Source organism: Streptomyces smaragdinus, assembly GCF_009604385.1.
Classification (GTDB): Bacteria; Actinomycetota; Actinomycetes; order Streptomycetales; family Streptomycetaceae; genus Streptomyces; species Streptomyces smaragdinus.
The window spans coordinates 331,348-354,375 of the sequence record NZ_WEGJ01000002.1; the positions used below are offsets into that span (position 1 = coordinate 331,348).

Consider the following 23,028-nt stretch of genomic DNA (forward strand, 5'->3'; position numbering starts at 1 on the left):
TGCATGGCAAGCGTCTGCGGTCGAGCGGCGGAGCCACGAGGGCAGCGCGCGAACGACTGCCCACTGTCCGATGATTCACACTACTCAGTGAAGATCATCTGCACTACCCGGATGGGCTCGTCCGCTGTGCGCGTCGCCAACCACGGCCGCACGGCGTCGACTTCGACCGGCGGGTCTTCTCATCACCGTTATTGCGCGGGGGAGGTGTCGGAGTCGTCTGCGGCGAGTGCCTTCCCATAGGCTCCGGATCGGGTGACGCCGTCGACCGCCACGCAGATCCCGAAAACGCGATTGTGGCCGGTCCATCCGTTGACGCGGCCACGGTTATTGCTGATCTGGACCCGCTTCCCGGCGAGGTCCACGGCCGACACCAGGTGCAGGTAGACCGTCCCGGCTACACGGGCGAGGACGATGTCCCCGACCTCCAGTTTCGACGGGTCGACCGGGGCAACGACCACCTGCTGTCGACTGCGTATCAGCGGGACCATGGAGGAGCCGCGGGGCCGGAATGTCACCGTGGCCCCGCCGGCAACCCTGCCTGCCACTGCGTCCAATGCGCCCACCCGGCGATCGTGCCAGATTCCCCTGCCTCGTCCCATCGAATTACTTCTCCGTGGGACCAGGAACGATCAGGACCGGGGCGCAACCGGCGAGGGCGACCCGCGTCTGGTCCAGCCGCGGCTTGGGGCAGTCTGCCGCCGGCGGAAATTCAGTGGCCTCAGCGCACGATCTGGGTAGGGTCGGGCGATGCCCGAGCTGAAGCGGTTGCATGCCGGCCACGCCCAGGCGGTCCTGGCCTTCGAGCTGGCGAACCGCGCCTACTTCGCTGCCTCGATCCCCGATCGCGGCGACGACTTCTTCGACCAGTTCACCGACCGGTTCAACGCCGCGCTGGCCGAGCAGGAGGACGGCGTCTGCGCCTTCTACGTGCTCGTTGCCGAGGACGGTTCGGTACTCGGCAGGTTCAACCTGTACGACCTGGAGGACGGCACCGCCAGACTCGGCTACCGGGTCGCGGAGCGGGTCGCCGGTCGCGGCGTGGCGACCGAGACCGTCCGGGAGCTGTGCCGTACGGCGGCTGCGGTGCATGGCCTGCGCACACTGCGGGCAGCTACCTCTCACGGCAACGCCGCGTCCCAGAAGGTTTTGGCCAAGGCCGGGTTCGATCCGGTCGGACCTGCGACCCCGGCCGATCTGGGAGGCGAGTCTGGGACTTGGCACCAGCGAGATCTGCAGCCATAGACCTTGGGCGCCGGCTCGCCCCCGCCGTTTCGCACGCGACCATGAATGCCTCCCGCAGCGAGATGATCGAATTCGTGATCAGGAAGAGGACTGGCCCAGACAAACGCGGTGCACGGGTCGGTATGGCGACGACAGCCCTCCCGCTGTACCTGACGATGATCGCCGCCTCGGCCGGGACCCTGGTCGACATGTGACGCCGTTCATCGCGCGGAACAAGGAGGACCCGGACCGGCTTCTGCCCGTCGTACGCAGTGGAACGTGGCTCGCGACGGGCGTCGGTGTCGTTGCCGCGGCGGCGGTCGCTATCGTCCTGGCATGACACAAGAGTTCGAACTTGCTGCGTCTCTTGCCGATGGTGTGAAAGACCGCAGCGGTGCATGGGTATTCGTCCGGGGATTCACCGCCCACTGGACGGGTGCCCTGGAGAGCGGTGACGGGTGGGCGGAGGCCGATCTGGTCGCGGCGGAGGAGCGGCTGGGTGTCCGGCTGCCGGCAGCGCTGCGCGAGGCGTACCTGCTGTTCGGGCGCCGTCGAGACCTCACCAGTAACCATGACGTGCTGCTCGGCCCGGCCGAGCTGTACGTGGATGCCGCCGGGGAGGCCCTGGTCTTCCGCCACGAGAACCAAGGAGCCGCGTCCTGGGGCGTCCTGCTCGACAGCCTCCGGGACGACGACCCTGCGGTGTTCGTCCGGCCCGATCTTGCGGACAAGAGCGCCGAGCGGTGGGAGGCGTGGCTGGAGCGTCTTTCCCTCTGCTTCGTCGAGATCGTGTTGTCCGAGTCCCTGCAGGCCGATGGGGAGCTCTGCGACTTCCTGGACGCGGACGATGACACCGTCGGACTGATCGAGGAGCACGCCGTGCGACTGCCGTTCCCCGCGTATCCGATCGGCGAGGTGGAGAACGGAATCCGGTGGTTCCTGGGTCAGGATGTTCTTCTGCGTGACGACGGCGGTGCGGCCGTTCTGGCCCGCGGCCGGACAGCGGCAGACCTCGACCGCGTTCGGGACCTGATCCCGGGGGACTGGCTCGACGGCAGTCGGTGATCCGGCGTACGGGGGCGATACGGGCTGGTGGCCTACGGCCCGAGCCCGGGCGGAGTTACTGGGGCCGGGCAGACCTGGCTGCGTTGCGGGGGAGGGGTGGTGACATGATCAAGGGGTGACCAGGGAACGCGTTCAGTCCGATTTCGGGAAGTACGTCCTGTTTGATGTCGACGGCACGCTGATCGACGCGACGGACAACCAGCGTCGTGTCTGGAAGACGTGGGCGGGGCGTTACGGACTGGATCCCGACGCGGTCCACGAGCTGGCGCTGCGGACGCGGCCGATGGAGACCTTCGCGGAGGTCGCCCCGGACCGGGACCCGCAGGAGTGCCTGGCCGTGCTGCACGAGCTGGAGGACGAGGACGTCAGGTCGGGTGTCTACGGCGCTTTCGACGGCGCGTCCGAGTTGCTCTCCGCCCTGCCTCCGGGGTGCTGGGGGCTGGTGACGTCCAACTATGAGCATCGGGTACGCGGACGGTTCGCCCGGACCGGCCTGCCGGTTCCGGGCGTGGTCGTGGATGCGGCCGCCGTAGACGAGGGCAAGCCGTCGCCGGTCCCCTACCTGCTGGCCGCCGGGCGGCTTGGTGCCGAGCCGGAGGATTGCCTGGTGGTCGAGGACGCGCCGTCGGGCGTCGAGTCCGGGCGGCGGGCCGGGATGACAGTGTGGGGGGTCAACACCCCGGGCGGGGTGGACGGAGTGCACCGCCACTTCACGAGTCTGCGAGAGGCGGTACCCGACATCCTCGCCTTCGTGGCCGGGGGCTAGGCGGCCGTGCCCGTGCGGCGCTACGTCCAGTCGGCCAGGGCGTGGGTGACCATGTGGATGAGCGCCGTGTAACTGGCGTCCAGGTCCTCGGGGAGCCGGAAGCCGCCTGCTGCCTGGAGGGTGGCGAAGCCGTGGGCGGCGGCGCGTACGCAGCGGGCGGCGTGAAGGGTCTGCTGGTCGGGCAGGTCGTATCCGCGCAGCGCCGCCAGGATGGGCTGCAGGATGCGGTCGCCGGCGGCCTGGAGGTCGGGGTCGTCAACGAGGCCCTGGGGGATCGCCTCGTAACGGCGGGGGTGCTCGACGGCGTAGCCGCGGTAGGCGAACATCAGGGCGCTGACCGCGTCGTCGCGGCCGCGTCCCTGCACGGCCTCGGCGACCCGGTCGGCCAGCTCGCCCGTCACCTGGATCGCGACCGTGCGCCGCAGCCCGGCCAGCCCGTCGACGTGGTTGTAGAGAGAGGGGACGGCGACGCCGGTGCGCGCCGCCACCCGGGCCAGGGTCAGCGCCTCGGGTCCGTCGGCGTCCAGCACCGCGATCGCGGCGTCGCGTACGGCGTCGGGCGTCAGTCCCACTCTGGCCATCTCACGCTCCTGTCAGGAACTTCAGGACGACGGTCGGGGCGCGGGTCCTGGGTCCCGGTGATGATCAGGGCCGGGCTGCGGACCTCGCCGTAGCGCGGGCCCGCCCTGCGGTCCGGTCAGGTCGTAGGGGATTCGGCTGTCCTGTTGGCCGTTTTGAACGTTGAAGTGCCAAGTTTCCATCACACTCCTCTCAGGTAATTGGCGATGAAACTAATGGCATTAGTTTCATGCCGTAAGACCTCGTCATGCCAACTTCGCGGGCTCGACGCCTCGTCGGTACAGCTGTCGCGTGCGGCCGGCCTGTTGGCGGGCTCGATCGGACGCCGACCTCGCCCTCGCGCGCGCGGGTCGGCCGGTCGCTGTGTCGTGACCGGCAGCCGATCGGGAAGTGCCCAATTCAACTGTCTGCCTTCACCCGTTCGACCTTGCCCGGGTGGCCGCCGTGCCGAACTTCTCCTTAATAGGTGTATATCAGTGGAATATTCCGTTCCCTGCGATATTCGCCGAATGACGCATCCCGGGGCCGCGCAATGCCCGCTCCAGCGCCATAGGCACATCCACTTCTCTCACAGAAGAGGCACCCACATGGATGAGCGTCCGGAGTCGGAGAACCCGGAGCAGTCAGCGATAGAGCCGGAGCCGCCTTCGTCCTCCAGCTACCCGCCGAGTGCGCCGGAGCCGCCGGGAAACCCCGCGGCAGAGCCGGCCTCGCCGGGATCCCAGCAGCCCGGGATCCTTGCCCCGCCGCCGGGAGTCACCGTCGACAGACCGCTGGAAATCCCTCCCGCGGGCCAGGCGATCAGCTACCCCCAGCTGAACCCCGACGAGTTGCCGGCCTCCGCGCCCCTGCCGGCGATGATCCCCGACCCCTTCGACCCGTCGACGACGATCGACCTGACCGCCGCGCCACCGCCGAACTTCAACCTGGTGGACGGCACCGTCGCGATCGCCACGGACCCGCAGATGCCCTTCGTGCTCTTCAAGGGGCAGAACCCGAACACATGGTTCTACGCGCCGCGCTGGGGCCGGATCGCCAAGAATCCGGAGGGCGAGCCGGCCTTCCTGGTGACCAAGAAGGTCAGGAACAACCCCGACGGCAGCAAGACCACGCTCGGCGGCATCCTCAGCTTCATGATCGAGCTGGTGGTGGAGCTTCCCGGCGAGGGCCAGCGCCAGCAGTGGACCAACCTGATCAAGACGCTCTACAACATCAACCCCATCGGTGGCGCGTTCAACTTCCAGCCGCTGCGGCTGAGCCCGGGAAGGATGGACGTCTTCGGACTCGACTCGTTCGCCAAGCCGGGCCAGTCGCTCAAGGGAGTAGAGGTCGGTTCCTCGTCCTCGATCGCCTTCGCGGTCGAGCTGACCGCGGACGGGGCCGATCACTTCGCGGCGATGCTCGGGGCCGGGCACCCGCCGTACGCGCCGCAGGTGGCCATCATGTTCACCTACCACTACCAGTACTTGATCCCCCAGTGCCAGATCAAGGCCAGCGGCTACAAGAAGAAGGCCTACGACTACTTCTCGTGGAACGCCAAGGCACGGGCGAGTTACTTCGGCCTGGTCAACGGCTCCTTCGACTACCAGTCGGTGCGTGCGGACCTGCGTCAGCAGCACGCACTCGACGTCAGCGTCATCGGCCAGCCGCCCACCGGCGTCGACCTGGCCAAGCTCCTCGACGCGATCTTCGACCAGTACGTGAAACTCGAAGTGGGCCAGTGGATCCAGCCCGACCCCAAGCCCGTGGAGGCGTCCGCGCCCGGCGGGTTCTTCGGTGGCGTCTCGGTGGCGATGAAGAGCGTCTCCCTCTCCGACACGGCGCAGTTCGACCAGACGCTCACCTTCACGGGGATCGGCGAGAACATCCACCAGGTGTCGTTCAACTTCGAGCAGCAGCTCGGGGCATTCGACCCGCAGAAGCACCTGTTCGTGGAAGAAGACGACATCAAGCTCGCCTTCAACGTCGTGCTCTCCAACAGCTCGCTGATCAAGCGGATGGTGCCCTCCGCCAGCTACACGACGCCCACCGGGCCGAGGATGGTGCAGTGCGCCGCCGTCAGCGGCGACGACGGCGGCGAGACCAAGGGGATCATCCAGTACACGCCCCCGTTCGCACCGACGTCGGCGCAGATGGAACTCGTGGTCGACTTCAAGGAACCGTACGTCGGATACAAGTACAAGCAGACCCTGCCCATCTCCGACACGGGTGCCGCCTTCGCGTACTACCCCACACGGTGGATCTCGCGCACACAACTGATCTTCGCCGAGGCCGCCTACGTCGCGGACCCCAACTCCAAGGCGCTGTTCAAGTGGGAATGGACACCACCGACCCGCCCGAACGAGCCGCCGCGGCCCAAGGAATCCGGGTACACGCTGGTGGCCGTCGACGCCAGCGGCAACCCCAACAACCTGCCGACCCACGAACTCCTCTTCCCCATCCACCCCGACGACTACACGGGCGAGAACACCCCGAAGATCCAGTACAAGCTCCAGGGCCTGACCGGCGACTGGCGGGGCAAGAACGCCTCCGGCGCGTTCCCGATCTTCGAGTCGTCGATGTCTCTGGGCTTCGACATCGTCGCGTCCCTGGGAGAACCGTCCATCCCGGCCGAACTGGTGGATGCGGCCCTCCACGACCCTGCCTACCGCCAGCGCCTGGTGGCCACCTTCGGGAAGCCGCCGCAGCCCACCGGCCCGGCCTCCTCGAGCGGTGGGGCACCGACGGCGCCGGGAACGGGCTATGTCGCACCCAGCCAGCCCGGCCAGCCCGGGCAGCCGCCTCAGCCCGGGCAGTCCCTGACCGAACGCGCGCCGAAGGCTCCCTACCCGCTCGGCTTCACGCCCGACCTGCAGAACGGCGAGCTGAGCCTGTGGGGCCGGGAGCTAAAGGCCCAGGCCAACCACGCCTTGGCTCAAAATGCCCAGCTGGCCATGGGTGCCCCCACGGCCGCACCCAGCGCCTTCGACTTCCGCGACATCAACGGGTACAACTACATCTCGCCCGTACGAAGCCAGGGCAACTGCGGCAGCTGCGTCGCCTTCGGGACCACCGCGGCCGTGGAAGGCGCGCTCAAGCGATACCACCCGGACCGGAACCCGGACTTCTCCGAGGCCCACCTCTTCTTCTGCCACGGCAGAGCAGAGGGACGGACCTGCGGCAACTACGGCGAGTCGAACGGCGGCTGGTGGCCGGAGCGCGCACTGACGTGGTGGCGCGACACCGGAGTGGCCGACGAGGGGTGCTTCCCCTACGTCGGGCCCGCGACGACGTCCCACCCGACGCCCGCCTGCACCCCGTGCTCCGACTCGGCCGGCCGCGTCACCCGGATCGACAACTACTACGTGCTCAACAGCGCGCAGCAGATGAAGGACTGGCTGTCGGTGGGCCAGTACTCCCCCCTGGTCGCCGGATTCACCGTCTACCAGGACTTCTTCGACTTCTTCTCGGCCAACACCCTGCCCTCGGCGGTCTACCGGGTAAGCAACTCCCCGGGAACGAACTGGGGCGGCCACTGCGTCTGCGTCATCGGCTACAGCGACTACGACCAGGCCTGGATCTGCAAGAACAGCTGGGGCCCCCACTGGGCGGCCTCCGGCTTCTTCAAGATCGGCTACGGTCAGGCCGGCATCGACTACCAGATGTTCGGGGTCGGGGTCCACTGAACCGATGCCCACCCACCGCCTCACAAAGGACGAAGACGTGCACGAAGTACGGGTCGATCACACGGATGACGGCAGGACAATCCGCCTCCACGTCGGTGATGTGCTCGTCGTCACCCTGCCGGTCAACATGCTGACCGGCCTGCACTGGGAAGTCGCCTCGTACGACCAGAGCAGTCTCGACCGCCCCGAGGTGGTCGTGAAGCCGCCGGACCCCGGCCAGGCCATGGGCGCCGGCGGCACCCTGGCCGTCTTCCGGTTCCCGGTGAAGGCCACCACCGCGGCCCCCGCGCAGCTCGTCCTCGAGCTGCGCGGGGGCACGGGCCCGGCCGAGCAGGTGTACCGGATCACTTTGGACATCAGGGAATGAGGACCGGAATGCTCACCCGCTCCACAGGAGCCGGCCTCCTCCGGGGCAACCGCAGGTTCGACCTGGAGGCCGGCATCGAAGCCACCGGCATGGGACGGGCCGACGTGTGGTGGCGGCAACTGCAAGGCGGCGGCCGCGAACTCGTCCCACTCCTCGGAGCACGCGTGTGCGCACTGGGCGTGGTGCGCTACGAGTCACTGGGCTACCAGGACCTGGCGGCACTCACCTACAACGGCGCTGCCGTCCCCGGACACCCCCAGGGAATCAACGAACTCGTGACGGGCAGCGTCGTCGCCGTCCGTACCCGCTCCGGGCAGCTCGTGAAGATGCAGGTGCAGGCTTACGGCCAGGACCTGCAGATCCGCTGGCAGAGCTGTCCACCACCGGTCCAGTACCGGGCACTGAAGGTGGTGGTCGGCAGCGCTCCCGAGTGGCTGGTCTCGCGGTACGTGGTGGACTGCGTGTACGAGAGTCCCGACACGTCGATGCATCCCTGCGGACAGGGCGAGTTCGACGCCGGCGGCGGTGTCGTGGAGGACAGGATCTCCGACGCGTGGGGCGGCTTTCCCGCCACCGCCCGCGTCACAGTCGCGGTCGACTTCCAGCCCGGCACGGGACTGCACGGCTCCGTCACCCGCCTGGAGCCCCAGGTCGGCCCGGCCGGGGTCTCACTCCTTTACGAGCCCGCCCAGGAGATCAAGAAGGTCAAACTCGTCTTCGACCTCACCCCGCGGGCCAAGACGCAGGACTACCTGCTGCTCCGCTGGGTCTACCGCTCGGGCAGCTCCGCCGGCGCGGGCAGCCAGCGCACTCTGACCGGCGCGGACCTGCAGGAGAACGTCGCACAGCACGAGATCGCCTTTCCGCCGGACGGGTCGGCCACGGCCTCGGTCGACCTGACCATCGACGGCGTCTTCCAGGGAGCCGAGCTCGTCCAGTTCAAACAGCGGATCGCCCTTCCCGCCTCGGCCCTCGCCTTCCGGTTCCGCAAGCAGGGCACCGGACCCCGGTACCGCCTCGAAGCCTTCTGACGGACACTCACACATGCCTGTCGAGCCACGCACGGTACTGCGCCTCGGACTTCGCGGGAACACCGTCGGGCCAGGGCCAGTCCAGCGCCTCACCCCGGCGGAACGCGAAGGTGGCGGGAGTGGCTCCCACGTTCAGCACGTCGCACACCACCGGAGCGAATTCCCGCCCCACGCGGCAGAACTCCACCCTGCCCTCGTAGACACGGGACAACCGGCGGTAGCGCTCGCGCAACCGCCTGCAGGACCAGCAACCGGAAGAGTCCGCCATCCACAGACTCAGCCGGTCCATCTGGATGATCCCGTAGAACGTCTCCACATCCATCACGTCGTTCGGGGCCGCAGACCCCGGTGCTGTCGCGTTCATACGTCCATCGTCACGGCATCCCGCCGGTCCCGCACGTTCAGCGGTCCGGAACAACAGGAGCACTTCCCATGAACCCTTGTGATGACTACGCGGCCGTCGAAACGGCCGCCGGCACGGTCTGGCTGCCCGTCTGCTCGGGAACCGACACAACCTGCGAACTGCGCTGGGAGCACCAGGGCCCCGAGCACAAGAGCCCCGCGGCGCTGGCCCTGCAGGTGAGCCTCAACCAGTGCTACAACCAGGGCCTGACGGAGGACGGCTACTTCGGCCCCGTCACCGAGGCAGCGCTCAAGCGCGTACAGGCCCAGATCGGCGCCTTCGTCGACGGCGTCTACGGGCCCTTCACACGGGACGCGATGCTCCACGCCGGTACCTGGGGCGACGAACGGATCCGTTACAACGGCCCCGGCGGAACGTGAGACCGCCCGTCGTCACAGGTACCCGCCCCGGTACTCCTCCGCGCACCACAGGCGGCGCAGACCGCCGGCTCATGACGGGGTGGCCCTGGTCCCCGGGGCGGGCGAGCGGGAGGCCGTTCGCGGGCTATCGCAGATGAGGTTCCAGGTAGTCGGGGATCTCCCCGGCCGGGGCCGGGTCCACCTGGTGGTAGCGCGGGGACCACTGGTGCCAGTGCAGGCTGCCGGAGATCCACAGGGCCAGGTCGTCCAGTGAGGCCTCCACCTCGGTCCAGGCCTGCTTGTTGAGCCCGAACAGGTGGCGCATGGCCCGCAGGTCCTCGCTCGCGGCGAGGAAGTCCTGGGTGTGGGCCGTCACCATGGCCGTGGCCTCGGCCATGGCTTCGTCCCATCCGTCGCTGGGGGAGCGGGCCAGGAGGACGGCGGCCAGGTGGTCGTGGTCGCCGCGGGCTGCTTCCTTGCGGATGCTGTACAGGTCGTTGGTCCATGACACGACGTTGTTCGCGGCGTAGCGGACCAGGGTGTACGCGTCGCTGGCGACGACGTCGGCGGGGACCTCGTATTCGTTGGCGGGTTCGATCAGGTCGAAGCTCATTTCGCAGCCCGAGTTCAGGCGCCGTCTGCGGATGTAGGAGACCAGGTCCGTGCGGGGGACCGGCTGGTGCTGGCGCAGGGTGGCGGCGAGCCAGTCCCGGTAGTGGGCGGTGAACCGGTGGCGCCAGGCGGGGGACATGGCGCCCGCGGTGCGCTGCCACAGTTCGCCCAGGGCGGCGGCGAGGGGGCCGGTGGGTGGTGTCGGGCTCAGGTCCGTCGTGAGCTGGGCCATCAGTTCCCGGGCGAGCGTTTCGCGCTCGGCTTCGGGCAAGGCGGCGTAGCCCTCGTCGAGGGTGTCGTCGATGACCCAGTTGAGAAGTTGCCACTCGCTCGCCAGGGGGAGGCGTATGGCTCTGGGGTAGACGGAGGCCGCGAACCGGCCGAAGCCGGCCTTGCGGAAGTGTCTGGCCGCCGTCTCGGTGCGGATCAGGTCGACGCGCTGTCCCCACGTGATGATGTGGGCGTCGATGCGGGCCGCGTCCGGGTGCGTTCTGCGGGGGAGCGGGCACCAGATCTCCGGAATCCGGGCCGGGGGCGGTGGCATGGATCGTGAGGGTTCAGACCGTACGGCGGCAGTCACGCAAGGGGTCCCTTCTCACTGTGTGGATCGCCTGGTTGTTCGGGTGTCGCACATCGCGGTGTTCTCTCCGACGTCGTCCGCGGTCCCGGCCGGCCATCTCGGGTTCATATCCGCCCGGCATAGCTCCGATGGATATGCGCCACTCGTGGACATGCGTGAGCACTGGGCGAGAGTGTGCGACTGGTGGGGAGGTTCGTTCAGCGCGCCCGGGGCGACGGCGGTTCGGCGTGAGCCCGGGTGGCCTGGTTCGGGGCGGTTTCCCGGGGCCGGATCAGGCCCGTGGTGCGTTGTTCGGCCTCGTATCCGATGCGGTCGAGGGTCTGCCGTGCGAGCGGGTGCCCCTTGCTCTCACGGACGAACGGGACGGCCGGGCGGGGTGCGGTGGCGGGGCTGCGACCGGCGGATCTGCGTGGGGGCAGGCGTATCGCCGCGACCGGGGCAGGGGTGGGTTTTCGCCGGCCGGTTGCGTTCACCCGGGGCTCCTTCGCTCTGCGACGCGGCAGATATTGGCGTGCTGATCTCGCCAATCCCTATCGCGTCGCTGGATCACGCGCCAGGAACGCCGGGTACCGGAACGGCCGGTGCCGGTTCGACGGCGGGATGGCGGCGCCCACCGGGTCGGAAGGCGAGCGAGGCCTGTAATTCCTGCTCGGAAATGGCCGTTTACCGCTGTATGCAGTGGTTGACACCGGCGCTGTGCCCATGTTCGATGATCACGCGGAGTGGTGGCGTGGCTTCGAGTACGCGGTTTCCCCCTGTTCTCGGGGCTGCTGAAGCCCACGGGACGGGCGATGGGGCGTATGACACGGGGCGGGACATCGGGAAGGCGCGACCCTGCGGGGCAGCTGCTGGTGCACCTGCGGGAAGAAGCCGGTTACAGCCAGGAGGGCATGGCCCGCGAGCTGGACTGGTCGTGGAAGTCCGTCGCGAACTACGAGCGGGGCAGGCAGCGGATCTCCGTGGAGCGGCTGGAGATGGTCTGCGAGCTCGTCGGGGTCACCCTGGAGCAGTACATGCTGCTGCACCGGTACACCTACGGCTCGGACCCGCTGTGGCGGCCCACCTCGCTGGAGATGCTGCGCTCGCGGAACATCACCGACCTGGACGAGTATCTGGCGGCGCGTCAGCTGGAGCTCGACGCCGACGTCGGCCGGGCCAGCTACATAGCCGACGGCGCGTGGAGCGTGGTGGGGGCGAGCGAGACCTACCGCACGGAGGTCGCGGGCAGCTTAGGTGTCACCGGGCCCAACGATCCGGGTGTGAGCCCGATCCGGTTCGTGCTCTTCGAGCCCCTCGCCCGCGAGGTGATGGACGACCACGACGAGGTGTGGCTGCCCGGCATGCTGGCGTATCTCGCCGGCGTCGTCCGCGCCAACCCGGAGGACCCGGTGCTGCGGCGGACCCATCAGGACGTCATGGACCGGGCGGACCTGAGGGGCGAGTATCTGGCGACGGGTCCGGATCTCGAGGGAATCGCCGACCCGCGTGTGCCGCGCTTCATCAGCCATCCGCACGAGAACTGGGGCGATACGGGCATCATGATGATCGTTGATCCTCTGCACCTCCTGGGGGCCTTCGGCTTCCGGCGTGTCACAGCCCTGCCCGCGAAGTTCTAGCCGGGGGAGCCGGAGGTGACCGATGCGTCGCTGCTGTCCCTGACCGCTGCCGCCGACGCCTGGCGTACGGCGCATCCGGGGCTGCGTATGGCCGAGCGCCTCGTCCTGCAGGGGCACTCCGCGGTCCTGGCGGAGGCGGCGGTGCGGGTGCGGCCGGACGCGGCCTCCCGTGGCGAGGTGGAGCGGGGGCTGCAGGTCCTCAGCCGGCGCATCCGCAGCGAACGGGTGCCGACGCGGGAGTTACTGGAGGCTGCCGCCGCCGATCCCCGCCGGGCGGAGCTGCTGGCCGGCGTCTCGGATCTCCACGACCGCCTCGGCCGGGCGGTGGCGGCGGTACGCGGCCGGCTGCCCTTTCTGTCCGTACGGGCCCTCGGCGATTGCCTGCGCGGCGCCGGTCTCCTGCTGCGGGAGGCCTCCGCGGACTTCACGGGATGCGATCTGAGCGACGTGGACCTGGCCGCCGCCGTCCTGCTCGGTGTGCGCTGGGACGTACGGACGCGGTGGCCCGACGAGGAGTGGGCCCGGACGCTGCACCAGGTGTCCGTCCCGTACCCGGATGCTCCCGACTGCTACGTCGTCACGTCCTGACGCGCCGACGACCGGCGCCTACGTGTCGTTGCCGGCAGGGTGGACGTCGCCCGGTCCTCGCTCGGTTGTCTGCCCCAGGGCGACGAGGTCCTTGGCGTACTCGGTGCGACTGCGTTCGAGCCAGGCACGTCGGCGCTCGAGTGGTGTCGCCCTTGCTCAGGGATTCCCGAGCCGGCCTGGCGAGAGCGCTTCCCAGAGGCCGGCCATGTGGGCGTGGAGGACGTCGTGTGCTTCTTCCGGGGTGAGGTGGCCGACGAGGACGTGCGTGGTGAGGCCGTCCGCGAGGGCGAGGAGGGTGCGGGCCTCGCGTTGCGGATCGAGGGGAACGGTGCCGGCGCAGGCTTCCCGGATTAGGTCGGTGAACGCCTCCTGCAGGGCTGCGTAGTTCGCCCTCAGCGTCGGGGCGAGCGCTTCGCCGACGGCCGCCTGTGCGACGAACGCGAGCCAGACCCTGGCCTCGGCCCGGTGTTCCTCCCCGAGCAGTGAGATCTCGGCGGCCGCGTGGCCCAGGGCGGTGGCGGCCGACTGGGCCGGACTTCTGATCAGGCGGGCCCGGACGCGCTCGTTGATCCGCTCGCCGATGTGCCCGAGAGCGAATACCAGCATTTCTTCCTTGGTGTGGAAGCACCGCTGGACAGCGCCCATGGACACCTGCGCGCGGGCGGCGACGTCGCGCAGTGTCACGCCCTCGAGGCCGCGTTCGTCGGCGAGGCTGCAGACGGCCTCGGCGATGAGGCGGCGCCGGCCCGCGTGATCCACCTGCTTGGGCATGCCCGGTCGCCTTCCTGCTCTGCCGTGCACTTTATTCGATGCGGTCGCATCGGTCCCAGAGTACGGTGACCTTTCCGATGCAGGTGCATCGGTTCGTAAGGGAGAAGGAAGAGAGCATGCAGGACGCCCTGTGGAAGATGTCGGCCGCCGCCCAGGCGGAGGCCGTGCGCCGCGCGTATGTGTCGGCGCTCGAACTGGTCGACAGCCACCTGGACCGCATCGCCGAGGTCAATCCGCGGGTGAACGCGATCACGCAGCTGATGGCCGAGCAAGCCCGGGAGGCCGCGGAGCACTTGGACCGGCGGCGGGCCGCGGGCGAAGAACTCGGGCCGCTGGCCGGCGTGCCGTTCACGGTGAAGGAGTCCACCGCCGTCGAAGGCGTGCCGACCACGCTCGGAACGTCGCGTTTCCGGGATCTGGTGGCACCGGCCGACGCACCCCCGGTGGCCCGGCTCCGCGCGGCCGGAGCCGTACCGATCGGCCACAGCAACATGCCCACCCTGGTCCTCGCCGGGATGCACACCCGCAGCGAGCTGTTCGGCGACACCGTCAACCCGTGGGACCGGAGCCGGACTCCGGGCGGCTCCAGCGGCGGTGACGGAGTGGCCGTCGCCACCGGTATGGCCGCGCTCGGACTGGGCAACGACGCCGGCGGATCGGTACGGATCCCGGCCTCGTTCTGCGGCGTGGCGGGCCTGAAGCCGACCACCGGGCGCTTCCCCGCCGACCACCGCGTCCTAGGCCCCGACGATCCGGGACCGGCCTCGCAGAGGCTGGTCACCGACGGGCCCCTGGCGCGTACGGTGGCCGATCTGCGACTGGCGTACGAGACGCTGGCCGGGACCGATCCACGGGACCCGCGGGCCGTACCGGTGCCGCTCCACGGCGAGCCGATACCGGGACCGGTCAGCGTCGCGGTCGTCGCCGACCCCGGGGGACACGGCGTCCATCCCGCGGTCCGCGGGGCCGTCACGGCGGCGGCGGACGCGCTGCGCGACGCCGGGTACGACGTACGGGAGGTCGCGGACGTTCCCCGGCTGGACGAGGCGCTCGAGGCGTACGGGCGGATCACCGTGACCGAGTTCGCGCCGACCTGGCCGGTGGTACGCACACTGCTCGGCGAAGGCGGGGACCGCTATATCCGGATGGCCATGGAGAAGACCCCGCCCGTGAACGCCCCGGAACTCATGAGGCTGATGGGGGTCTGGCTCGGCATCCGCCGCTCCTGGGCGGAGTTCCTCGACGAGTACCCGCTGCTGCTCGGACCGGTGTTCACCGAGCCGCCGGTCGAGCCGGGACTGGAGTCGCGGGACGAGGCCGGACGGGAACGGGTTGCCCGGGGCATGCGCCTGTGTACGGTGACGAGTTTCGTCGGCGTCCCCGCGGTCGCCGTACCGACCGGCGCCGGCGACGGGCTGCCGTCCGGCGTGCAGATCGTCGGGCGCGCGTTCCGGGAGGACCTGTGCCTGGCCGCGGCTCAGGCGGTCGAGGACCGGCTCGGGGTCCTCGCGCCGGTTGATCCGCGCGTGGGGGCAGGGTCGGGTGAGCCCTTGCGGTGACGACCGGAGCGGACGCCGGACCCGTCGAGGCCGCCCTCCGGTCGACGGACCCGCGGCCAATGCCCTGGAACCGGCGGTGACCGAGGAGACCGCCCTCGGCCACAACTACATCGGCTGCGAACACCTGCTGCTCGGCCGGGCTGCCGAACCCGACGACGGGCTGAGCCGTGCGCAAGCTCACCCCCTGGGCAGAGACAGGCCAACTGCATCCTGGCCGCCGCCCGCGCCCCGTCGAACACGGCTTCGCCGACCTCCAAGCCTGGCGCATCCTCACCAAGCTCCGCACCGACCCGGCCCGCGCCACCACTCTCCTGCGGGCCCTGCTCGTCCTGACCGCCCTCGAAGTCGACCGCTGACGAGCGTCAGACGATCAAGACAGCAGACTTCCGCCCACGAACAGCGTGAGCACCCCGAGCGGGCCCTGCGCCAGCCCCTGTGGCCCGCATGTTCGAAGTCGGCGAAGGTCCCTTCTTCGGTGAACCGTCCGGCCACGCCCGCAACTTGCGCTTGGCCGCCGCGTCCTCCACCCAGCCGAACCGGATGATGGAGCCGAAGCTGAACATCCACGCGCCGAATTCCGCAGCACCAGGTGTCTGACCCGCACCCGGGTGCGGTCGAGGCCCCGGAACGGCGCCCCGACCACGGCACGCGGGCGTCACGCTGCCGCTGTCGCCTCCGCTATCTGCTCGGCGCTCGGCTTGACCCGCGGCGACGTCGCGGTGACCACCATCGCCACCACCAAGAAGGCCGCCGCGATCAGCAGCCCTCGATGGAACCCGGCCACCAGCGCGTCGCTCGCAGAGCTGCCGTGCGCCAGCTCTGAGGCGGCCTTGGAGTTGGACAGCGTGCTGACCACGGCGAGCCCGAGCGCGCCGCCGACCTGGTTGAGGGCGGTGACCACACCGGAGGCGGCACCGGCCTCGTGGGCGGAGACGTCGGAGATCGCGGCGATCTGCGCGGGCACCGCCACCAGGACGACCGCGAAACCGAACAGCAGCAACCCGGGCAGGAGCTCACCGGCGTACGAGCCGTCGGCGTCGGCCCCGGTGAGCAGCAGCAGCCCGGCCGTGCCCACCAGCGCGCCGCCGAACTGCACCGGTCGAGTGCCGAACCGGGTGACCAGCGGGGTGGCCACCACCCCGCCGACGATCGCAATGCCGCCCATCGGCAGGAACTCGAGCCCGGCGTCCAGCGGGCTGCTGTGCCTGACCTGCTGAAGGAAGATCGCGGTGAGGAAGAACATCGACAGGAAGCCGGCGCCGTTGAGCGCCAGCACGCCCGAGGCCGTGCTCAGCGAGCGGGTGCGCAGCAGCCGCAGCGGCACCAGCGGCGCCGCCACACGGGACTCGACCAGGGCGAAGCCCACCAGCATGGCGATTCCGGCGACCAGGCAGCCGATCACCTCGAACGACGACCAGCCGACCGGCTCGGCGCGCACCACGCCGTAGACGACTGCGAGCAGGCCGCCGCCGAACAGCAGGGTGTAAGCGTTGATCACCCATTGCAGGCTGTCGGTACTGAAGTCGAGGTCGGACTGGATGTCGGGGAGTGCGACGTTCACGATCGTCACGTCAAGCACCACGATGAACTGGGCGAAGGCCAGCACGACGAGCGTGGCCCAGGGACTGCGTTTCAAGGCGTCTCCGCAGGTGACTGGTGGAAGCAGATCCGGGCAATGCCGGAACGGAGGCATACGCCGTATGTGTACAACGTATGCTTATGAAGACACCATACATAGAACGCATACGTTGTAAACTTTGCCGGGTCGGCATAGCGGAGAAGCCGAAGCGACCGGGGTGGCGACTCTGTGTACGATGTACACGATCGAGCTGATCGGAAGGCAGGAGATGGCCGCGCACAAGCGACTCAACCGCGACGAGCTGATCGCTACGGCCCTGGCCGTGATCGACACGGACGGCCTGGATGCCGTCACGATCCGGCAGGTCGCCCAGCAGCACAACGTGACGCCGATGGCGCTCTACCGGCACTTCCCGGACAAGGACGGCCTGCTCGACGCCGTCGCCGAGAGCTTGCTCGCGGCGGTCGAACTGCCCGCGCCCGACGACCGGCCCTGGTACGAGCAGTTGGAGGACGTGCTGTCCGCCATATTGACGGCGCTGGTCCCACATCCGAATGCCGCCGTACTGCTGCTCACCCGGATCTTCGAGAGCGAGCCGGGCCTGGACCTCGCCGAGCGGGTGCTCGCGCAGCTCGACGCCGGCGGCATGGACGTCGAGCAGTCCGCCGACAGCAGTTGTCATGTACTGGTATCACTGATCACCCTGGTGATCGGCAAGCCCGGGCAGAGCTCCGACAGCACGGAGGAGCAGGAGGCGGCGGCCCGCGTCAGGTGGGCCCAACTCACCTCCCTCTCGCCGCACCGCTACCCGCATGTCGTGGCCGCGGCCGCGCCCCTGTCCGCGAGCGTGAGCGCCGAGTTGTACTACCGGCGCGGGGTCGAGCTGATCGTCACCGGCCTGCGCGGCCTGCAGAGCGTGTCGCAGCCGGTGGCGGGGTAGCCCCCAGGGTGGGATTGTCGGGCGGTGCTATCGGTGTGTCGCGCCGTGTGTCGCGCCCGGTTCAGAATCTCAGGGTGGCCCGGACCCGGTCGATCTCGTCGTCCAGCTCCTCCCAGGCATCGAAGCCGCGGTCGACGGTGTCCATGTCGACGCCGGCCTCGATCTGCCGGGCCCGCACGACCGGAGCGCCGAACAAGTGCAGTGGGAAGGCCACCGGGTCGAGTCCCGCCTCCTGAAGCGCCCGGACCAGGGCGTCGAGACTCCAGCTTTCTTCGCCGACCCGGATGAACGGATCGTCGAAACGCATCAGTCCGGCTCGGATTGCCCTCGTCCACTGGGTGAACAGTGCGGCGAGGCTGGTGGCCGCCCGCACCGGGCCGTCGGTGTCGGGTTCGATCTCGTAGCGCCAGATCTCGCCCTCGTGGTCGCCGGCGAGGACGAAGGTGTAGACGAGTTTGTGGAACCAGAACAGCGGCAACTGGTGCCGCCAGGGGAACGGGGCACCGAACGACAGCGACAGGTAGCCGAACATCTCGTCCACGTTCGCCTCGGTGGGCCAGGAGAACAGCCAACCGCCATGGGGCAGCGGTGCCCGCTCCTCCCAGCCCTGGGCCTGGAGCCAGCTCAGCTGCTCGGCGATGTGGTCGACGTCGAAGATCCGGTGGACCACGTCGGGTACGGGCTCACCGGGAACGTCACCGGGCTCGGGCCAGGGGAGGCCCAGGGATATCGCCGCCGTCCGGTAGTCCTGTACGGCGTCGCGCAGCACCTGCATGTCGTCGAGCATTACGGCGTGGCCTCCGGGTCTTCCGTGACGCATACGTACAAGGCGTCCACGATAGGCGTCCGGGAACGTCAGGAGGCCGCGGCCCGTGCCCGGTGTCTGCGTCCGGCGTCGCGATTCGCGCGGCGCCGGGAGCAGTAGCGCTGCCGTCCGGTCCGCGAGGCGTCGGCGAAGGCACTGGTGCACTTGGTCGCCTCTATGGCGCCGTCTCACGCAGATCGGGGCGGTTCCTGGGCAATCCGAAGCCCGCCAGCTGTTTCTCGTCGTAGGGCAGGAAGCCAAGGCTCTGGTAGTCGGCGGTGTTGCTCCTCGATGCCGACTTCCCACCGCATCTGACTTCACGGACGTCGGACAAGTCAAGATCGGTTACGGAGGAGTCCAGCCGGCCTCGGCGTTTACCGCGACGCCTGAGCTCCGCCCCGGGAGGTTCACCGGGTCCGACGGCAGCCGTCGGACCCGGAACGGTTTACGGTTATGGGCGGTCCATCGCCCCCTTGCCTGGTGCGAATGGCCGGCGGTCTGCTCCGGGCGGTGCGACCGATGAGCTCACGGGTAGAGACACAGGGGAACTGCCACCCGGCCGGCATTGCTGACGATTCCTGTTGTTTCGTCGACAGCAAGCACATACATCGTTCGGGAATCGGACCTCCGGCAGCCTCGATCGGTGAGCCACCTCTCGCCGAAGATGACGGTCCCGTATCCGATGTTGGGGTAGTTCGACCCCCTTGCCGGCTCCCAGCTGTGGAAGGAGGCGTTCGGAGGAGTCACCACCAGTTGATTGTCGCCGTCCTTCCAGTACGCGGAGAACCCGTTGGACGGAAGCTGATCGGCGTGGGCATACCCCGAAGCCGCGCCGGCGTTGGCCTGGCGGTTCTGGCTGCGGCTCAGCGGGGGGACACAGACGTGGTCCGAAGGCCGGGTCTCGCGCCACACGTACCCCTGCTTGCACGTGTCCGGACCGTAGGGTCCGCCGCCCGGCTCCACACGCGAGGGGCCGAGACTGTTTTCGTCCGATGTCTTGGTACGCCATTGCGGGGATACGCAGACGTAGTCGCCCGGAACAGCTTCGCGCCACACAAGGCCCACCACGCAGGTGTACGGACCGTATTGGGCGTGGGCGGACGGCGCGAGGGCGAGGGAGCCCGTAAAGACAGCGGCAGTTGCCATCCCTCCCGAGAGGCAGCGACGAAGATTTCGCGTAGTTGTGGCACTGAAGAATTTCCTGCTCACGGAAGCCTCCGGATATAGCGCACAGATCACGTCCTCATTTGAAAGAGGGAAAGCTGTGCTTCTGCGGAATCACGCTGTGAGTTGACGTCTGCGATGATCGCAGCTCCCATTACACCTCCGCTCGACCTGAATGGCATCCGGAAGTAATGACCGATTCAACCACTGGGGTTCGGCCTCGGACGCAGCGCGCCGGGAAGGGATCCGACGACGAGACCGGCGGGCGCGAAGGCGGAAGCGAAAACGAGTGTGACGGTGGTGACCGTCATCGCCGGGTGCCCGGCTCACCGCTGCGGTATGCGGGTGCGGAGTGCCTCGGCGGACCAGGTGAGTGCGGGCGCCAGGGTTTCGGGGGCCGGCCAGTCGTTGATGACGGACAGCAGGGACAGGTACTGGTCCCGGCGCGGGTCGTTCATCTGCTCCAGCCGGGCGGCGAGGCGGCGGTAGAGGGCGCGGGGGGCGTCGGGGGCCGCGCTGCCCAGGATGCTTGCGTAGTGGGTCGCGAGTGCGGTCACGATCGGATCCGCTTCGGCGGAGTCCGGTTCGACGCCGTCCTCGAGTGCCGGCGTCACCTGGGCCCGTACGGCTGCGGCGAGGATCCCGGGCAGGCCCGGGGCGTCGTCCCGGGCGAGATCGGCCGCCAGATCGTGAGCCATGGTGTTCAGCGTGGAGCGGAAGTCCTGGTCCTGGAGCAGCCCGGCAAGTTCCACCCACGCCTCGATCTGCCCGGGTTCGGGGTCGTCGGGCAGTTCGGGGGTCATCGAGCGGATGGCCGCCGCGAACGCGGGGTGGTCGTGCAGGCCGTCGAACGCGGCGTCGAGGAAGTCGTCGACCAGACGCTGCCGTTCGGCTTCCGACAGACGTGCGAGCTTGTGCATGAGGTCCAGCTCCCGTGGTGTCGAGCCGTGCCGGGTCGCCAGCGTCAGGATGGCGCGGCGCCGGCGCAGTACGCGGATCTGCACGTCCAGTGCCTCGGCGTGCGTTGCCGCTATGTCGGTCAGCGAGACTTCCCGGTTCACGATCGTACGGATCGTGGCCAGGTCGATGCCCAGGTCGCGCAGGGTGCGCACGAGTTCGATGCGCGCGACTGCATCGGCACCGTAGCGGCGGTATCCGGCAGGGGTACGGTCGGTCGGCGGCACGATTCCGGTGTCCGCGTAGAACCGGATGGCCTTCACCGTCAGACCTGTCCGCTGGGCCAGGTCGCCGATCGAGTAGAGCGTCTCGCCGTTCATGCACCCACCTTCGCGTCTCCTCCTGCGGGAGACTCAATCCGGTGGCACGTCCGTGTGACCCGGATAACATGTGTCATGGCATGTATGTCGTGTAACTTATTTACCGTGAACGCCGCAGCGAACACCCCGGCCGTCTCCTTCGGCGCCCGCCGGCCGTCCATGCGTAAGGCGGAGCACCTGCGGTTCGCGATCCTGGCCGCCCAGCGCGAGGGCAACCGGCTGCTGATCCAGGCCCTCAAGCCCCACGGCATCACCCCCTCGCAGGCCGAGGTGCTGCGCCTGCTCCAGCAGCACGGGCCCCTGAGCCTGAATGGGCTCGGACAGCTTCTGGTCTGCGAGAGCGGCACCAACCCCAGTCGGCTGGTCGAACGCGTCGTCGCGGCCGGACTGGTCGAACGCCGCACCGACCCCACCGACCGCCGCTACCTCAACCTCAGCCTCACCCCTGAGGGTGAGCGCCTGGCCACCGAGGTCGCCGGCGTCGAAGAGCGCCTCTACGCCTCGCTGGACGCCGCCGCGGTCGGCCTGGACGCCGACGCGCTGCTCGCCTTCCTGCACCGCTTCATCGACGCCCTGCCCTCGGGGGAGGCTCTCAACAAACGCCTCGGCCTCGACTGACACCATCCCCGCGCCGCCGCAAAGGAGCCGACCGTGCGGTTCGAGAACACCCTCACCGCCGCCGGTGTCCTCAGGCCGGTCGCCGCGGTCGCGAAGAACCTCGATGAGCTGAAGCGCGTCCTCGAGGCCCGGTGAAGTCCCCCCGATGTCCCGGTTCCGCCCATCGTCCGCTTCTCGGTCAGTGCCCTTCGGGCCGCACGGCGCGACCCTGACCCATGGCCCCGAACGCGGAGGCTGGGGCGTCAGCGTTACGCCGATGATTTTGGCCCCGGTCGACGGTCATAGTCGGTGACGGCCGATCAGGACCCAGCAGGAGGCGGCAGATGGTGATCGTCGCAGGGCAGATTTTCGTCGACCCTCAGCAGCGCGAGTCCTATCTCGCGGGATGTGTCGGCGTCGTCGAACTGGCCCGCCGCACGCCGGGCTGCCTCGACTTCGCCGTCTCCGCGGACCTGGTGGACCCGGGACGTATCAACGTCTTCGAGCGGTGGGAGTCGCGGGCCGCCGTCGAAGCGTTCCGCGGTGACGGTCCCGGCGATGAGCAGGGCGCCGCGATGCTTGCCGCCGCTGTCGACGAATACGACATCGCGAAGGTGCGCTCTCTGATGCGTGATTAGGTGCGGGTCCGGGCTCACCCGGCACGCTGTCCGACACGCAGGACGCTGAGGTAACGGCGTGACGCCCGGTCGTTCATCCGTGTGCGGATGCGCTCGGCGATCGCGTCGAGCAGGGGCTCACGGACGTCGCGGTCGAGCCTCCGGTACGGCGACAACGACCGGAGGTGATCGGCGAAGCCGTTCCCGTCGAACCACTGAACGGCCGGGTACCAGCGTACGATCGTCGGGCCGAACAATGCTCCGGGGTCGTCGACCGGGCCCCAGCCCTGGTCGGTGGTGCGCACCTCGTCCTCCGGGGGTGGGTGACCCCAGTCGGGGTTTCCGGGGGAGAACCGTTCGTGGAGATCGGCGGTCTCGGCGTACACCTCCGGCTCTCCCGCGCGGCGGACAACGACGTTGCCGAGCAGGGCCATCCAGCCCGCGGGACGCAGCACATCCCACGCTCGCCGCCAGCCGGTCGGCTGGTCGACCCAGTGCCACGACGACGCGGCCACGAGGATGTCGAAGCGCCGGCCGCGGTCGTCCCACTCCTCGAACGTCGACGTCTCGATCCCGACGTTGCCGAAGGCGGCGAACCGCCGGCGAGCGAGCGCGGCCATCTGCGCTCCCGGCTCGACGGCGGTCACCGGGCATCCGAGCGCCGCCAGCGAGCGGGTCGCCTGGCCGGTGCCGCAGCCCACCTCCAGAACCGACGACCTTTCGCCCAGGCCGGTGATGCCGACGAGGTCCGCGAACAGCTCGTCGGGGTATCCGGGCCGGACCCGGTCGTAGAGCCCCGCCACCTCGTTGAACACCCGACCGAGGTCACGCCGGGCCTTCGGATCGTCAGTCACGGGCGCCCGCCCC

At 69.2% G+C, this 23,028-nt stretch carries 25 protein-coding genes and 1 pseudogene; 15 read left to right on the forward strand and 11 right to left on the reverse strand.

What is annotated here, in order from left to right:
* Nucleotides 1–188: 188 nt before the first annotated feature.
* Nucleotides 189–563: a S24/S26 family peptidase gene (locus tag SRB5_RS05100; RefSeq protein WP_323377081.1), complete on the reverse strand. Its 375-nt coding sequence runs from the start codon at nt 561–563 to the stop codon at nt 189–191.
* Nucleotides 564–747: 184 nt separating this feature from the next.
* Between SRB5_RS05100 and SRB5_RS05105 the strand changes: the two genes are divergently transcribed.
* The 3 genes from SRB5_RS05105 (at nt 748) to SRB5_RS05115 (ending at nt 3,052) form a co-directional block, all read left to right on the forward strand.
* On the forward strand, nt 748–1,242 hold the full coding sequence (locus SRB5_RS05105) for a GNAT family N-acetyltransferase (RefSeq protein WP_153450193.1): 495 nt from the start codon (nt 748–750) through the stop codon (nt 1,240–1,242).
* Between the two features lie 315 nt (nt 1,243–1,557).
* Nucleotides 1,558–2,286, forward strand: coding sequence for an SMI1/KNR4 family protein (locus SRB5_RS05110; protein WP_153450194.1), 729 nt, complete (start codon nt 1,558–1,560; stop codon nt 2,284–2,286).
* A 115-nt stretch (nt 2,287–2,401) separates the two neighbouring features.
* A complete protein-coding gene (locus SRB5_RS05115; protein WP_323377084.1) occupies nt 2,402–3,052 on the forward strand; it encodes an HAD family hydrolase in 651 nt (216 codons plus the stop codon).
* A 20-nt stretch (nt 3,053–3,072) separates the two neighbouring features.
* Here the strand turns inward: SRB5_RS05115 and SRB5_RS05120 are convergent, their stop codons facing one another.
* Complete coding sequence (locus SRB5_RS05120; protein WP_153450195.1) at nt 3,073–3,633, reverse strand: TetR/AcrR family transcriptional regulator; 561 nt, start codon at nt 3,631–3,633, stop codon at nt 3,073–3,075.
* A 585-nt stretch (nt 3,634–4,218) separates the two neighbouring features.
* On the opposite strand from SRB5_RS05120, the gene SRB5_RS05125 reads away from it, so the two are divergent.
* Genes SRB5_RS05125 through SRB5_RS05135 form a run of 3 tightly spaced genes read left to right on the forward strand, consistent with a single transcriptional unit; the run spans nt 4,219 to nt 8,694 of the window.
* Nucleotides 4,219–7,296: a C1 family peptidase gene (locus tag SRB5_RS05125; protein WP_194292830.1), complete on the forward strand. Its 3,078-nt coding sequence runs from the start codon at nt 4,219–4,221 to the stop codon at nt 7,294–7,296.
* Nucleotides 7,297–7,333: 37 nt separating this feature from the next.
* Nucleotides 7,334–7,663: a protease inhibitor I42 family protein gene (locus SRB5_RS05130; protein WP_194292831.1), complete on the forward strand. Its 330-nt coding sequence runs from the start codon at nt 7,334–7,336 to the stop codon at nt 7,661–7,663.
* Nucleotides 7,664–7,671: 8 nt separating this feature from the next.
* Nucleotides 7,672–8,694: a hypothetical protein gene (locus SRB5_RS05135; protein WP_153450198.1), complete on the forward strand. Its 1,023-nt coding sequence runs from the start codon at nt 7,672–7,674 to the stop codon at nt 8,692–8,694.
* 7 nt (nt 8,695–8,701) lie between these two features.
* Here the strand turns inward: SRB5_RS05135 and SRB5_RS05140 are convergent, their stop codons facing one another.
* The gene (locus tag SRB5_RS05140; RefSeq protein ID WP_153450199.1) at nt 8,702–9,058 is read right to left on the reverse strand and encodes a YbbN family protein; all 357 of its coding nucleotides are present in this window, start codon (nt 9,056–9,058) and stop codon (nt 8,702–8,704) included.
* 68 nt (nt 9,059–9,126) lie between these two features.
* Between SRB5_RS05140 and SRB5_RS05145 the strand changes: the two genes are divergently transcribed.
* Nucleotides 9,127–9,477 carry a peptidoglycan-binding domain-containing protein gene (locus SRB5_RS05145; RefSeq protein WP_153450200.1) on the forward strand — a complete coding sequence of 117 codons (351 nt, stop codon included), beginning with the start codon at nt 9,127–9,129 and terminating at the stop codon, nt 9,475–9,477.
* 124 nt (nt 9,478–9,601) lie between these two features.
* On the opposite strand, the gene SRB5_RS05150 is transcribed toward SRB5_RS05145, so the two are convergent.
* Entirely contained in the window at nt 9,602–10,612 is a 1,011-nt protein-coding gene (locus SRB5_RS05150) for a terpene synthase family protein (RefSeq protein WP_153450201.1), read from the reverse strand.
* Nucleotides 10,613–11,499: 887 nt separating this feature from the next.
* On the opposite strand from SRB5_RS05150, the gene SRB5_RS05155 reads away from it, so the two are divergent.
* Nucleotides 11,500–12,264, forward strand: coding sequence for a helix-turn-helix domain-containing protein (locus tag SRB5_RS05155; RefSeq protein WP_194292832.1), 765 nt, complete (start codon nt 11,500–11,502; stop codon nt 12,262–12,264).
* A gap of 15 nt (nt 12,265–12,279) precedes the next feature.
* A complete protein-coding gene (locus SRB5_RS05160; protein ID WP_153450203.1) occupies nt 12,280–12,852 on the forward strand; it encodes a hypothetical protein in 573 nt (190 codons plus the stop codon).
* A gap of 156 nt (nt 12,853–13,008) precedes the next feature.
* Here the strand turns inward: SRB5_RS05160 and SRB5_RS05165 are convergent, their stop codons facing one another.
* Nucleotides 13,009–13,623, reverse strand: coding sequence for a TetR/AcrR family transcriptional regulator (locus SRB5_RS05165; protein WP_153450204.1), 615 nt, complete (start codon nt 13,621–13,623; stop codon nt 13,009–13,011).
* A 116-nt stretch (nt 13,624–13,739) separates the two neighbouring features.
* Between SRB5_RS05165 and SRB5_RS05170 the strand changes: the two genes are divergently transcribed.
* The 3 genes from SRB5_RS05170 (at nt 13,740) to SRB5_RS05180 (ending at nt 15,779) form a co-directional block, all read left to right on the forward strand.
* The gene (locus SRB5_RS05170) at nt 13,740–15,182 is read left to right on the forward strand and encodes an amidase (RefSeq protein ID WP_153450205.1); all 1,443 of its coding nucleotides are present in this window, start codon (nt 13,740–13,742) and stop codon (nt 15,180–15,182) included.
* A gap of 167 nt (nt 15,183–15,349) precedes the next feature.
* Entirely contained in the window at nt 15,350–15,538 is a 189-nt protein-coding gene (locus SRB5_RS05175; protein ID WP_228389786.1) for a hypothetical protein, read from the forward strand.
* Nucleotides 15,539–15,626: 88 nt separating this feature from the next.
* Nucleotides 15,627–15,779: a hypothetical protein gene (locus SRB5_RS05180; protein ID WP_153450206.1), complete on the forward strand. Its 153-nt coding sequence runs from the start codon at nt 15,627–15,629 to the stop codon at nt 15,777–15,779.
* Between the two features lie 58 nt (nt 15,780–15,837).
* Here the strand turns inward: SRB5_RS05180 and SRB5_RS05185 are convergent, their stop codons facing one another.
* A complete protein-coding gene (locus SRB5_RS05185) occupies nt 15,838–16,818 on the reverse strand; it encodes an MFS transporter (RefSeq protein ID WP_153450207.1) in 981 nt (326 codons plus the stop codon).
* Nucleotides 16,819–16,996: 178 nt separating this feature from the next.
* Here SRB5_RS05185 and SRB5_RS05190 point away from each other — a divergent pair, with 178 nt between their 5' ends.
* Entirely contained in the window at nt 16,997–17,701 is a 705-nt protein-coding gene (locus SRB5_RS05190) for a TetR/AcrR family transcriptional regulator (protein ID WP_153450208.1), read from the forward strand.
* 61 nt (nt 17,702–17,762) lie between these two features.
* Here SRB5_RS05190 and SRB5_RS05195 read toward each other — a convergent pair whose 3' ends face one another.
* From SRB5_RS05195 to SRB5_RS05210, 4 genes and pseudogenes are all read right to left on the reverse strand, one after another.
* Entirely contained in the window at nt 17,763–18,488 is a 726-nt protein-coding gene (locus SRB5_RS05195) for a hypothetical protein (RefSeq protein WP_153450209.1), read from the reverse strand.
* 68 nt (nt 18,489–18,556) lie between these two features.
* A pseudogene (locus SRB5_RS05200) lies at nt 18,557–18,670 on the reverse strand (CGNR zinc finger domain-containing protein); the annotation flags it as partial.
* 361 nt (nt 18,671–19,031) lie between these two features.
* Nucleotides 19,032–19,652, reverse strand: a complete 621-nt coding sequence (locus SRB5_RS05205) for a hypothetical protein (RefSeq protein ID WP_153450210.1) — start codon at nt 19,650–19,652, stop codon at nt 19,032–19,034.
* 344 nt (nt 19,653–19,996) lie between these two features.
* On the reverse strand, nt 19,997–20,947 hold the full coding sequence (locus SRB5_RS05210) for a MerR family transcriptional regulator (RefSeq protein ID WP_153450211.1): 951 nt from the start codon (nt 20,945–20,947) through the stop codon (nt 19,997–19,999).
* Between the two features lie 105 nt (nt 20,948–21,052).
* Here SRB5_RS05210 and SRB5_RS05215 point away from each other — a divergent pair, with 105 nt between their 5' ends.
* Both SRB5_RS05215 and SRB5_RS05220 read left to right on the forward strand, forming a co-directional pair.
* Complete coding sequence (locus SRB5_RS05215; protein ID WP_323377089.1) at nt 21,053–21,565, forward strand: MarR family winged helix-turn-helix transcriptional regulator; 513 nt, start codon at nt 21,053–21,055, stop codon at nt 21,563–21,565.
* Between the two features lie 323 nt (nt 21,566–21,888).
* The gene (locus SRB5_RS05220) at nt 21,889–22,182 is read left to right on the forward strand and encodes a putative quinol monooxygenase (RefSeq protein ID WP_153450212.1); all 294 of its coding nucleotides are present in this window, start codon (nt 21,889–21,891) and stop codon (nt 22,180–22,182) included.
* A 14-nt stretch (nt 22,183–22,196) separates the two neighbouring features.
* On the opposite strand, the gene SRB5_RS05225 is transcribed toward SRB5_RS05220, so the two are convergent.
* Nucleotides 22,197–23,015 carry a class I SAM-dependent methyltransferase gene (locus tag SRB5_RS05225; RefSeq protein WP_323377090.1) on the reverse strand — a complete coding sequence of 273 codons (819 nt, stop codon included), beginning with the start codon at nt 23,013–23,015 and terminating at the stop codon, nt 22,197–22,199.
* Nucleotides 23,016–23,028 lie beyond the last annotated feature (13 nt).

Coding starts and splice junctions, on each gene's coding strand:
- SRB5_RS05105 (WP_153450193.1), top strand. CDS start 748: ATGCCCGAGCTGAAGCGGTTGCATGCCGGCCACGCCCAGGCGGTCCTG.
- SRB5_RS05110 (WP_153450194.1), top strand. CDS start 1,558: ATGACACAAGAGTTCGAACTTGCTGCGTCTCTTGCCGATGGTGTGAAA.
- SRB5_RS05120 (WP_153450195.1), bottom strand. CDS start 3,633: ATGGCCAGAGTGGGACTGACGCCCGACGCCGTACGCGACGCCGCGATC.
- SRB5_RS05125 (WP_194292830.1), top strand. CDS start 4,219: ATGGATGAGCGTCCGGAGTCGGAGAACCCGGAGCAGTCAGCGATAGAG.
- SRB5_RS05135 (WP_153450198.1), top strand. CDS start 7,672: ATGCTCACCCGCTCCACAGGAGCCGGCCTCCTCCGGGGCAACCGCAGG.
- SRB5_RS05140 (WP_153450199.1), bottom strand. CDS start 9,058: ATGAACGCGACAGCACCGGGGTCTGCGGCCCCGAACGACGTGATGGAT.
- SRB5_RS05145 (WP_153450200.1), top strand. CDS start 9,127: ATGAACCCTTGTGATGACTACGCGGCCGTCGAAACGGCCGCCGGCACG.
- SRB5_RS05150 (WP_153450201.1), bottom strand. CDS start 10,612: ATGCCACCGCCCCCGGCCCGGATTCCGGAGATCTGGTGCCCGCTCCCC.
- SRB5_RS05165 (WP_153450204.1), bottom strand. CDS start 13,623: ATGCCCAAGCAGGTGGATCACGCGGGCCGGCGCCGCCTCATCGCCGAG.
- SRB5_RS05170 (WP_153450205.1), top strand. CDS start 13,740: ATGCAGGACGCCCTGTGGAAGATGTCGGCCGCCGCCCAGGCGGAGGCC.
- SRB5_RS05180 (WP_153450206.1), top strand. CDS start 15,627: ATGTTCGAAGTCGGCGAAGGTCCCTTCTTCGGTGAACCGTCCGGCCAC.
- SRB5_RS05190 (WP_153450208.1), top strand. CDS start 16,997: ATGTACACGATCGAGCTGATCGGAAGGCAGGAGATGGCCGCGCACAAG.
- SRB5_RS05195 (WP_153450209.1), bottom strand. CDS start 18,488: ATGCTCGACGACATGCAGGTGCTGCGCGACGCCGTACAGGACTACCGG.
- SRB5_RS05205 (WP_153450210.1), bottom strand. CDS start 19,652: ATGGCAACTGCCGCTGTCTTTACGGGCTCCCTCGCCCTCGCGCCGTCC.
- SRB5_RS05210 (WP_153450211.1), bottom strand. CDS start 20,947: ATGAACGGCGAGACGCTCTACTCGATCGGCGACCTGGCCCAGCGGACA.
- SRB5_RS05220 (WP_153450212.1), top strand. CDS start 21,889: ATGGTGATCGTCGCAGGGCAGATTTTCGTCGACCCTCAGCAGCGCGAG.